At 43.2% G+C, this 11,165-nt stretch carries 10 protein-coding genes; 2 read left to right on the top strand and 8 right to left on the bottom strand.

Annotated elements, in window-relative coordinates; genetic code table 11:
• The first annotated feature begins 20 nt into the window (after positions 1–20).
• Positions 21–1,004: a TAXI family TRAP transporter solute-binding subunit gene (locus NST31_RS14190; RefSeq protein ID WP_339161486.1), complete on the top strand. Its 984-nt coding sequence runs from the start codon at positions 21–23 to the stop codon at positions 1,002–1,004.
• A 274-nt stretch (positions 1,005–1,278) separates the two neighbouring features.
• Positions 1,279–1,491: a hypothetical protein gene (locus tag NST31_RS14185; RefSeq protein ID WP_339161483.1), complete on the top strand. Its 213-nt coding sequence runs from the start codon at positions 1,279–1,281 to the stop codon at positions 1,489–1,491.
• A gap of 816 nt (positions 1,492–2,307) precedes the next feature.
• Here the strand turns inward: NST31_RS14185 and NST31_RS14180 are convergent.
• The 8 genes from NST31_RS14180 to kynA form a co-directional block, all read right to left on the bottom strand.
• A complete protein-coding gene (locus NST31_RS14180) occupies positions 2,308–3,069 on the bottom strand; it encodes a DeoR/GlpR family DNA-binding transcription regulator (RefSeq protein ID WP_339161481.1) in 762 nt (253 codons plus the stop codon).
• Entirely contained in the window at positions 3,044–3,211 is a 168-nt protein-coding gene (locus NST31_RS14175) for a hypothetical protein (RefSeq protein ID WP_339161478.1), read from the bottom strand. Before NST31_RS14175 ends, NST31_RS14180 begins: the two co-directional genes overlap by 26 nt.
• A 620-nt stretch (positions 3,212–3,831) precedes the next feature.
• Complete coding sequence (locus NST31_RS14170) at positions 3,832–5,241, bottom strand: sodium:solute symporter (RefSeq protein WP_339161476.1); 1,410 nt, start codon at positions 5,239–5,241, stop codon at positions 3,832–3,834.
• 30 nt (positions 5,242–5,271) lie between these two features.
• The gene (speB, locus tag NST31_RS14165) at positions 5,272–6,234 is read right to left on the bottom strand and encodes an agmatinase (protein ID WP_339161474.1); all 963 of its coding nucleotides are present in this window, start codon (positions 6,232–6,234) and stop codon (positions 5,272–5,274) included.
• A gap of 154 nt (positions 6,235–6,388) precedes the next feature.
• Entirely contained in the window at positions 6,389–7,780 is a 1,392-nt protein-coding gene (locus NST31_RS14160) for a sigma 54-interacting transcriptional regulator (RefSeq protein ID WP_339161472.1), read from the bottom strand.
• Between the two features lie 305 nt (positions 7,781–8,085).
• Positions 8,086–8,715, bottom strand: a complete 630-nt coding sequence (gene kynB, locus NST31_RS14155) for an arylformamidase (protein ID WP_339161468.1) — start codon at positions 8,713–8,715, stop codon at positions 8,086–8,088.
• 14 nt (positions 8,716–8,729) lie between these two features.
• Positions 8,730–10,073, bottom strand: coding sequence for a sodium-dependent transporter (locus NST31_RS14150; RefSeq protein WP_339161466.1), 1,344 nt, complete (start codon positions 10,071–10,073; stop codon positions 8,730–8,732).
• Positions 10,074–10,220: 147 nt separating this feature from the next.
• The gene (kynA, locus tag NST31_RS14145; RefSeq protein ID WP_077113769.1) at positions 10,221–11,075 is read right to left on the bottom strand and encodes a tryptophan 2,3-dioxygenase; all 855 of its coding nucleotides are present in this window, start codon (positions 11,073–11,075) and stop codon (positions 10,221–10,223) included.
• Between the last annotated feature and the right edge of the window lie 90 nt (positions 11,076–11,165).

Below are 11,165 nucleotides of genomic sequence, written 5' to 3'. Positions count from 1 at the left end.
TTAGAGAAAGGATTATGAAAATGAAAAATAAGCTTATTTTCTTATGTCTAATGTTATTCATTTTAACTCTTGGAGCATGTGGAAGTAAGGATGGCGGAAAAAGCGGAGGTTCTAAAAATACAAATCTTAACTTCCCGACCGCTTCTACTACCGGAACAATCTACCCATTGGGCTCGGCAATGGCCAACATGTGGGGTAAAAAGGTCGAAGGCGTACGTGTCAATGCGCAAGCCTCCAACGGCGGTGTTGACAATTTGAATATGATGAAAGAAGGCGAAGCACAAATTGCATTTGCCACCGCGGGTATCGCTTGGGAAGCCTATAATGGAGAAAGAGGATTCAAAGACCGCAAATATGAGGATCTCCGTGTCATCGCCGGCCTCTATTACAACCCAAACCAAGTCGTTGTTCGAAAAGATTCCGGAATTGAATCGCTAAAAGACTTAAAAGGGAAACGTTTTGCTCCAGGATCTGTAGGAAGTACACCTGAAGTTGAATCAAGTATTATTCTCCCTGCATACGGGATTAAATACCCTGAAGACATCAAAGAAAACTTCGTCGGATTTACAGAAGCCATTGATTTAATGAGAAATAAACAAATAGACGGCGCATTGATTCAGGCGGGTCTCCCAACTGCTGCGGTAACAGAAATGATTTCAACGGCGGATGGAACATTAATTGGCATTGATCCGGAAGTTCGCAAAGAATTAATGGAAAAATATCCATGGTACGCAGAAATGACCATCCCGGCAGGAACTTATGACAACCAAAAAGAAGACGTAGATACCCTCGCCATTAAAATGCTGCTTTTGGCTGACGCTTCAGTAGACGATGAAGTGATATATGAATTGACCAAATCCTTCTGGGAAAATCTGAACGAATTGGAATCAACACATGCCATCGTCAAGCAAATGAAGTTGGAGGACGCAACTACAGAGCTTGCCGACATTCCGTTGCATGACGGCGCAAAAAAATATTACGAAGAAAAAGAGGTATTAAAGTAATTTCCAATTAAAACATACTAAGATTAGTAGCACAAACCAAGGCCATGGTTTGTGCTACTATTTTTATAATAGAAGTGAAAGAAAGTCCGACCGAAGGCTCGGGGATTGCGAATCCGAATGATAAACTGGGCTTCTTCACTTTCATTTTTGAATCAGGTTTAAGTATGTTGGGGCCATAGAGCTCGTGTATAGGAAATTGGAATCGATAAGGCACTGTGAAGACTTCTATATTTGGCGAAAAAGCTCTTACTACTAATATACGAGGAGAAACGATATGAAACATGTCATTGCACTAGATGTAATTAAAGGGAAAAGTTCGATGGTCATTTATGATGACTATTGTCAATGTGAATTTGAAGGCGAACTCCATCACACCCGTGTATTTCGCTTTCCGCAGGCACGGCTTCAGCTTCCCCGGAAAGCAAAAGCTCGCTTTCCTGCGGGATCTTCAGCTCGAGCTATTCCCGCAGGAGTCTACATATGTTGATTACGCTAAAAGCTTACGTATTATACACTAGGACTGAATGAAGTTTCACTTTATCCCGCATGTAAGGTGCCGTAAGACTCCCACTTCAAAATCTTGAGTGAATAACAAAGGGCTAAGTGGGTAAACGGCACCTAAATGCCCGATTGGTTCAACTAACATTCAGTAGGATATGGAAGAAAACGCCTACTGAATGAAATTTCACTTTATCCCGCATGTAAGGTGCCGTAAGACTCCGACATCAAAATCTTGAGTGAATAACAAAGGACTAAGTGGGAGTAAACGGCACCTAAATGCCCGATTGGTTCAACTAACATTCAGTAGGAGATGGAAGAAACCTCCTACTGAATGAAGTTTCACTTTATCCCGCATGTAAGGTGCCGTAAGACTCCCACTTCAAAATCTTGAGTGAATAACAAAGGACTAAGTGGGAGTAAACGGTACCTAAATGCCCGATTGGTTCAACTAACATTCAGTAGGAGATGGAAGAAACCTCCTACTGAATGAAGTTTCACTTTATTGTTCATTTTTTCATCAACTGATTTAGTTGGGTTCCTTAATTACAATGAAAACTGATGAGTATTATAGTGAAGCTCGATGATCCAAATTTACATTTTTGAATCATCAAGTTTCTTGTCATGCCTAATTTTCACTGAGAAAATGGATGGAAATCGTTTGACTGAATACTTTTACCCTGCATTGATGTATTTTTATACAATACAGGTGTCAATAGCATTCTACAAAATGCGCTGTACGCCACATCCAATGAGTCTTGTATAAATGATACACTAGAGAAGCTCAAATGAAACCCTTTTATACTTAGGCTAAATGAAAATCAATGTTGGCATTTGACAAAATGTATTTTTGCTCTGCGTCTAATTCCTTAGTAGTAATGAGGGTGTCAATTTCTTTCATATCCGCTACTTTGTATAAAGATATTTTGCCGATTTTAGTATGGTCAGCCATAACAATCACTTTTTTGGCGGAACGAATCATCGCCCTTTTTGCTGACACTAAATAATCATCAAAATGAGTGAGGCCGTGTGTGTGGTGGAAGGCGGGCGTCCCAATAAATGCCGTGTGTACATGCAGCTCTTTTAATGCCTGATCTGTCAACATGCTATTTAGCATATAACTTTCCGGAAAAAGCGTTCCCCCGGTGACAATCACCTTCGTTGACTTCGAAAAGCGCAGCTTGGCGGCAATATTAATATCGTTCGTTATGACAGTAATGTCCTTTTTATGTAAAATGGCATCAATGACATGCACAGTAGTCGTCCCTGAGTCTAAAATGATGTTATCTCCATCATTGATAAACTCTCCCGCCAGTTTGCCCATTCTTTTTTTCTCTTCGTACCACACTGATTCCCGTTCTTGAAATGGCGGTTCAGAATGCACTTCATCCTCAATCATGACTCCACCATGAGTCCGCTTCAACTTTCCTTCTTTTTCAAGGAGAGATAAGTCTCTTCGAATCGTCGCTTCATGAACACTAAAGTGCTGTGCCAATTCCGCCACTGTTGCCACCCTGTTTTTCCTGACAAACTCCAATACTTTATTTTGCCTGTCGAGTATGAGCAATGTAGTCACCCCAATCAAAGTATAAATATGATTTTTCCCATTTTTTCTCCTGCACAATTTGATCCATGGCGATCACCAAATCTTCAATTGTTTTGATGTGAAAAGGAGTTTCCGGAACTAGTTTCAGAAAGGTTTTTTGCAATGTGTAAGGCCCCCAGATTCTGAAAAGGAACTTCTTGAGCGGCGAAAATGGGAATTCCTTTCTCCAATACATCTCTCGTATTGATTGGAACGTGATCTTCTGATACTCCCAATAATAGTAATTTACCATTACGAGAAATTAAATCAATGGCTCGATGAATGACAGTCTCACAAAATTTGCCGCCGCTACATTCAAAAAAACCGGCTTCTCATGCAAGTTTATGTGGACGTATTTGAAAAAAAGGATTACATGTTTCTTCAACAGTCAACGCATCAGCAGTTGGAGCAGCCGTTTTAGGAGCAGTTACGGCAGGAGAATATAAGAAGCATCTCAGCGGATGAAACAACCTTTTATTTACATAAGGAAAGATACGCTGAATGATGTAAAATGTATGGTGAAATGCACCATTATTTTGGTTTCCAACGTCCGGAATTCATGGAGTAACGTGACGGCCGTTTTGGGGTGGGTCCATTTTTAAACGGGGATCAAACATTTATGCAAAGCAGCATTTACCAGTTAGGAGAGAATTTTAAAAAGGATTACCATGCTACGCTGAAACCTGCATGGTAATCCTTTTTCAGCAAGTAAATTGCTTCTTTATAAAACCTTTCGTTTACCGCTTACATTTCCTTTACGTTCAGGTCAACTTCTTTGCCTTTGTTGGGCGACCATATTGAAACTGTAATCATGACAACAAAGCTGACGGCAATACCGTAGATGATGGGTGCCGTAGATGTAATGCCTTCAATGGCCAATCCGGCTAAAATAACGGCGGTACTCGCGATAATGGCATAAAATGCGGCCTTGGCCGTTGCTTTTTTCCAGAACAATCCTAGAATAACCGGCGCAAAAATGCCTCCCGATAATACGGCATATGCCACATCAAGCGCCACAAGCACATCCTGAATCCATAATGCACAGACAATCGTCAATATGCCAATGACTGTTGTAACGACTCTCGATAATGCCAAGTATTGATCATCTGTTATATTTTTCAAGAAAAACCGTTTGATAATATCGTTTGAAATCAATGTCGAAGAGGCGAGCAATGTGCCGGAAGCCGTAGACATGAGCGCTGAGACAACTGCCGCGATCACCAAGCCTAACACCCCGGAAGGCAAAATGGCAACCGCCATGCTGGCAAATGTATTTTGTGTATCTTCCAAATTAGGCAAGATGACGAAAGCGCACATGCCGATAATCGCAACGGCAATGCCGTAAAGCAAGCTGTAAACACCGGCTGCAACAGTACCGGCCCGTGCAATTTTAATTGTTTTCGCTGTCAATATTCGCTGCCAAATATCCTGGGCCACAACCATTCCAAGGGCAAAAAGCAAGAAATACTGAAAAATTTCTTGGCCGCCGATTCCGGTAAAAGTAAAGTATGTGTCCGGCAATTGACTTTGCAGATTGGACCAGCCTCCGGCTTTGGAAAGACCGAGCGGAAGCATGATGAAGAAAACCCCGATCGTCATAATGATAAATTGTACAATATCCGTCATCGTAACCGACCACATGCCGCCAAGGATTGTATAGAATAAAACAACTCCTCCTCCCACCAGCATGGAAACGGTTAAATTCCAGCCAAGTAAAACGTTTAAAATCGTACCCATTCCAATTACTTGCGTAACGGAAACCATCATCGCATATGTCGCGGCAATCACAGCACTGACAAGGCCTGCTTCCACCCCAAAGCGCTTACTCAAATATTCACTAATAGTCATGACAGAAAGATTGGAGATTTTTTTGGCGAGAAAAATTCCGAGCAACATAATCCCCAAACCGAGCATAACGACAAGCCACATGCCGGATATCCCAAATTCATAACCAAGTTTGGTGGAGCCAATCGTTGATGCCCCACCTAAAATAACAGCTCCGAGACAGCCGAAATACATAAAGAAACCAAGATTTCTTCCGGCTAATACATAATCCTCAGATGTTTTGGCCCGTCGGGAACCAATAATCCCAACAATAACCAACAGCAGCAAATATGCAATCATGATAGCAACGTCTAATGTGTTAAAGTTCATGCTGCTTCCCCCTTTACTTCTCTGAACTTTTTAATCTTTAGATTCCTTTTTCAACTGGCGTCTTTTCTTTAAAGCCGTCAGCGTAATCATTTCATAAATCACTGAAGAAGCGAGTACAGCCGTAATTTCGTTGGCATCATAGCTCGGCAGCACTTCCACCAAGTCAAAACCGACCACATCCAACCCATCAAGACCCCGTACATATTCAAGCGCTTCATAGCTAGTTGGTCCCCCAACTTCCGGTGTTCCTGTACCCGGAGCGTATGCGGGATCTACGAAATCGATATCATATGTGACAAATACCGGACGGTCTTTGACCCGGTCATGGATTCTTTTCATTACCTGTTCAAAGCCAATCTTCCGCACTTCCTTCATCGGAATGACTTCAAAACCGAGCTTTCGTGCATCCTCAATATCATCCGGGCTATACAGCGGCCCTCTCATTCCAACTTGGATCGAGTGCTCGACATCAAGAAGCCCTTCTTCCACGGCACGGCGGAAAGGTGTTCCATGCATATATTTTTCCCCGTAATAATGCTCCCACGTATCACCATGGGAATCAAAATGAACCAAAGCGATTTTACCGAATTTCTTATGAAAAGCTCTCAAATTTCCCAATGAGATGGAATGGTCGCCACCCATGATAATCGGTATGACATTTTTTTCTAAAAGCGGTGTCAGCTCTTCCACCATATTGTCATAAGTCCGAAGAGCATTTCCCGGAATGACATTAATATCCCCATAATCCACCCCGGAACAATATTCAAAAATATCAATTTCCATATCCGGATTGTAGGGACGAAGGAGCACTGAAAAGTTGCGGATATGCTGCGGTCCGAAACGCTGGCCGGTCCGATTGGAAGCCGCCGTATCAAACGGGCAACCCAGAACGGCAAAGTCAATTCCTTCCGTTGTTCGTATTTGTTCTAATCTCATAAAAGTCCTCGTTCCGACAAATCGCGGGGACTGTGAAGAATCTTTTGGTTTATACATAAAATAACCTCCTGTCAGTTTTTATAGTCTCAAAATATACATTGCAAAATCCGTGCCAACTTTCGAAAAGCGCAGGTGTTGAATCTGGCCCATAAAAAAATCCATTAATGCATCAAAAAGACTTCTTTTGATTCATTAATGGATTATAATTCATTTATGAATTAATGCCGTATTTTTTCAGCTTCCGAACAACACTTGATTGGCTGATGCCCAAGTATTCGGCCATTTCGTAGGTCGTTTTGTATTGTCTGGCAGCCCGTTTCAGCCAGCGAATCTCGACCTGCTCCAACGCCTGCTGCAAGCTGCCGCCCTCTTCCCATACTTCTGATTCCATCTCAGGTGAAGATGCGTTTGTTTGCGCATGGAACGGCAAGGCATTGGGATAAATTACCCGGCCTTCTGTCGTAATGACGAGCCGCTCAACCAAATTCTCCAGCTCCCTGACATTTCCCGGCCATTGATAATCGAGCATTACGTTGACTGTCGCCTGATGAAAAACTTTATCGGTTTTATATTTTTCATTAAATTTCTCCAAGTAAAAGTGGCACAACTGCCATAAATCATCCTTGCGCTCCCTAAGGGGCGGAATTGTAATCGGCACTACATTCAGGCGATAGTAAAGATCTTCGCGAAACTGTCCTTTTTGGACCATTTCCCATAAATCCCTGTTTGTCGAAACAATAATTCTAAAATCAATATTTTTCGGCTGTGTCCCGCCAATTCGGGTGATTTTCTTTTCCTGAATCACCTTCAGCAGTTTTGCCTGAAGTCCGAGCGGCAGCTCCCCAACCTCATCCAAAAAAAGTGTGCCATGATTGGACAGCTCCATTAATCCGGGCTTCCCTTCTTTATTCGCCCCGGTAAAGGCTCCCCGCTCATACCCAAACATTTCCGATTCAAACAATGTTTCCGGAATGGCTCCGCAGTTTACCTCAATAAATGCTTCTTTTCTTCGCTCACTTTTTTCATGGATCGCTTTTGCGAATACGTTTTTACCGACACCCGACTCTCCCAGAAACACGACGGTCGCATCTGATATGGCGACCCGCTGCACAAGCTGCCAAATGTTGTGCATTTCTTTACTCTTAAATGTAATGCCCTCAAGAATTTGTTCTTTATCCCGTAATTCCTGAATTTCGCTCTCATAATATTCCATTTTGGCGCGCAGTTCTTCATAATCTTCCTTGAGCTGCCGTAATTCCGTTAAATCATGTGAAAAACTGATGACCCGGATCATGTTGCCTTCATGATCAAACACCGGAAGAGCCGTTGCCATGACCGAGCGGCCCGTCAGTGTATGCTGCATCACCTGAACTTCTTTTTTCTCGGCGAGTACTCTTCTCGTAACGGAGGGAGAAAAAATTCCTTTCCGTTCCAACTCATCAACGTTTTTTCCAATCAGTTCTTCCGCTACTTTTCCATAAATGGATAAGCAGTTCGGACTTGCCCTCAACACTTTTCCTTGACCATCCGTAATGACGATATTGTCATACGAAGCGTCCAATATGGCTTTTAACTCCATTTCAAGAATATCTTCTTCGTTCATGATCCATCACTCGTTTTTCTTCATTATAATTGAAGTTATTTTATCATAAGTTTGCGACAAAACCGAAAGGAATAATAGCAGGTCGGGAATTCAAACTTTATTCAATAACATGAACTCTGAATCAGAAGCAGCCTTTTATCGGCGGCCTCATGAAAAGGTGGAACTACATGTTTTTTCCTGAAAATAGATACTCTCCAGTAACAGGCATCCGCCCTATTTAGGAGAGTGAACAGAATCGCTATCTGTTGGCTCGTAGCCATTCGCACCCAAAGAAAAAGGACTCCCCGCGGAGTCCATTATTGTCGCTAAATTGGCCTTATTACTGCCCGAACCGGGCTTCCGTCCGCCCCTTCAATCGCAAGGGGAAGGGCAATTAATTCATAGTTACCCGGTTCTACTCTTTCCAATACAATGTTTTCTAAAATAAACACGCCGTTTTCATGGAGAGAGTGATGCGCCAGCATTTTTTTGCTGTCAACGGGGTCAACAGATGGCGAATCGATTCCAAGCAAACGCACCCCTTTTTCCTTTAAAAAAGGCCCAACATCTTCACGCAAAACGGTATATTTTTCCGGAAAAACCGTCAGATCCCTGTCCGTCATGGTCCGTAAAAGAAGCCGCTGTACTCCTTCAATCCCTAACGACTCAAGCTCAGCGCGACCCACGCTCTCATATCCCGTGACATCAATGACCCGGGCCGGCCCAATATAGAGGTCAAGATCCAGTTCATGTACCCTTTTCCCCTCATGATCAAAATGAAATGGCGCATCAATATGCGTTCCGGAATGAACACTTGTCGTGATTTGGCCGATATTGACCGAGCCCGTTTGCTCTTTCGTAAAGCTGAGTTGAAAAGAAAACGGCGTATCCCCCGGCCAAACAGCCATTTCATTTGTCAGCGGCTGTGAAATATCAATCCATTTCTTTTTCTCCATCTATATCACTCCATTTAAATGAGTCCCAACGTATTTAAGAATACCACCACAATCGTAGCGGGGACAACCCAAGTCATCAGCAGGCGCCATCCGGAATAGAAACCTGGAGCGATGGTGCCATTCAACAAAAATTCTTCCTTAACGAGGACCTTATCCATGCGATGGATAATGAACAGCGCAATCAACAAACTGCCAAATGGAAGCATGAGATTACTCACCAAATAATCGGTCGCATCAAAAACACTTTTGCCAAAAATTGTAAAGTCGGCAAGACTGCTTGAAGACAATGCAGCCGGGATCGCCGCAATAAAAATCACAACTCCCGCAAGCCAGGTGACTTGTTTCCTTGACCGCTTTCCATTTGCCGTAAAAGCTGCAACTATGATTTCGTATAAACTGAATGATGACGTCAATGTGGCAAATAAAAACAAGAGCAAAAACATGCTTAAGAACACTTCACCGAAAGGCAACTGCGAAAAAACAGACGGCAACACAATAAATAGTAGTCCCGGACCTTCCGCCGGCTCATATCCGAAAGCGAATACAACCGGAAAAATCGCTAATCCCGCCAATAATGAAACAAATATATTCATTCCCACAACCGATCCGGCAGAGGAAGTCAGACTGACATCTTTTTTCAAATATGAACTGTACGTGACCATGCACGAAAAGCCGACAGCAAGCGAAAAAAACGACTGTCCTAACGCATACAACAATGATTTGCCCGTTATATTAGAGAAGTCGGGAGCCAAGAAAAATTTGACACCCTCTATCGCGCCATCAAGCGTCAAGGAGCGAATGACAAGAATGATAAAAAAGAGAAACAAAAGCGGCATCATATATTTATTCGCTTTTTCGATACCATTTTGAACTCCCGAGGCAATGACAAGCACGTTGGCGAGCGTAAACAAAAGCAGTCCCAGTAGCGTGATCCACGGAGAACCGGTCACTGCTCCAAACAAGTCCGGATAATTGGCGCCGTCGGCAATAATTTTCCCGGGGAGCGACAAACCGCTATAAATAAGCACCCAGCCCCCGACAACACTATAAAAGGAAAGAAGCAAAAAACAACCAAGTAAGCCGAGCCTGCCGACCCACACCCAGAAACTATCGGGAGCCAACTTTTTGTATGCGCTAAGCGCCTCCCTGCCACTCCCTCTCCCGATAATAAACTCCGAAATGAGCATTGGCAGTCCGATTAACAAAGTGAATACGACAAAAATGAGAAAAAAAGCTCCGCCGCCGCTCATTCCAGTTACATATGGGAACTTCCAAATGGCCCCCAAGCCGATCGCCGCCCCGGCGGAAGCCAAAATAAAGCCCAGCTTGGATGACCATTGTTCCTTTCTTTCTTCCATACCATTTCCCCCTGTTTGTCCAAATAGTCTTTCAATTTATATAAAACACCGCCGGCTGCTTACCGGCGTTGACGTATGCTGAAGGTGCGCTCCCCACCTTCCCTTCCGCGAAATTTTAAAAGTTCCCGGGTGCGTCATCTTTCTATTTTACAGCTCTGTTCTCAAATCCCACAATTCAGGGAAGAAACGATGATCTAATACTTGTTTCAAATAATTAACTCCGGAAGAACCACCTGTCCCTGTTTTAAAGCCGATAATACGCTCGACAGTTTTCATATGGCGGAAGCGCCATTGCTGGAGCCAATCCTCAATATCGACAAGCTTTTCTGCCAGCTCGTACAAATCCCAATATTGATCCACATTACGGTACACTTCCTTCCAGGCAGCCGCAACCGTCGGATCTCCTCCGTACGTTTTGGAAAAGTCGCGATTCAACAATTCCGGATTGATCGGAAATCCTGCGCGAGCCAATGCTTGAATGGACACATCGTAAATGCTTGGAGCTTGATGGGCCTGCTGAAGCATTTCATGCACTTTTGGATCTTTCTCGTATATTGTTAAAATATGGGTTGATTTGTAGCCGAGGGCAAACTCGATCAATCTGTATTGGTACGATTGAAAACCCGAGGCCCGACCAAGGGAATCGCGAAACTCCAAGTATTCCGCGGGTGTAAGTGTCGATAAAACATCCCAAGCTTGAATAATTTGTGTTTGTGTTTTTGATACTCGTGACAGCATTTTGAAAGCGGCATGCAATTCCCCTTTTTCAATTGCCTGGATGGCTGCTGTCATTTCATGTAATATGAGCTTCATCCACAGCTCACTCACTTGGTGAATAATGATAAACAACATTTCATCATGGTGATCGGACAGCCTTTTCTGACTTGATAAAATTTTCTCTAGCCCCAAATACTCCCCATATGTCATGTCTTTTTTAAAATCCGTATAAATACCCTTTTCACTTTCAAGTTTTTGATGAAGTTCCGAAATGGATTTTGCCATGTTGTCTCCCCCTTTTAACATTCACAAAGTTAGTGAAATCGCCTCCACTTTAGATGAAATGGAACGGGCAGTGCCGACTGCGTCCCGTTC

This window comes from Siminovitchia sp. FSL W7-1587 (assembly GCF_037963795.1).
GTDB classification, from domain to species: Bacteria; Bacillota; Bacilli; order Bacillales; family Bacillaceae_C; genus Siminovitchia; species Siminovitchia thermophila.
The sequence above is the reverse complement of the archived record's forward strand: the minus strand, read 5'-3'. Positions and strand labels throughout refer to the sequence as shown.

What these genes read in the sequence shown, in the direction of transcription:
- NST31_RS14170 (WP_339161476.1), bottom strand. Translation starts at nt 5,241, where the DNA reads ATGAACTTTAACACATTAGACGTTGCTATCATGATTGCATATTTGCTG.
- kynA (WP_077113769.1), bottom strand. Translation starts at nt 11,075, where the DNA reads ATGGCAAAATCCATTTCGGAACTTCATCAAAAACTTGAAAGTGAAAAG.
- NST31_RS14150 (WP_339161466.1), bottom strand. Translation starts at nt 10,073, where the DNA reads ATGGAAGAAAGAAAGGAACAATGGTCATCCAAGCTGGGCTTTATTTTG.
- speB (WP_339161474.1), bottom strand. Translation starts at nt 6,234, where the DNA reads ATGTATAAACCAAAAGATTCTTCACAGTCCCCGCGATTTGTCGGAACG.
- NST31_RS14185 (WP_339161483.1), top strand. Translation starts at nt 1,279, where the DNA reads ATGAAACATGTCATTGCACTAGATGTAATTAAAGGGAAAAGTTCGATG.
- NST31_RS14190 (WP_339161486.1), top strand. Translation starts at nt 21, where the DNA reads ATGAAAAATAAGCTTATTTTCTTATGTCTAATGTTATTCATTTTAACT.
- kynB (WP_339161468.1), bottom strand. Translation starts at nt 8,715, where the DNA reads ATGGAGAAAAAGAAATGGATTGATATTTCACAGCCGCTGACAAATGAA.
- NST31_RS14160 (WP_339161472.1), bottom strand. Translation starts at nt 7,780, where the DNA reads ATGAACGAAGAAGATATTCTTGAAATGGAGTTAAAAGCCATATTGGAC.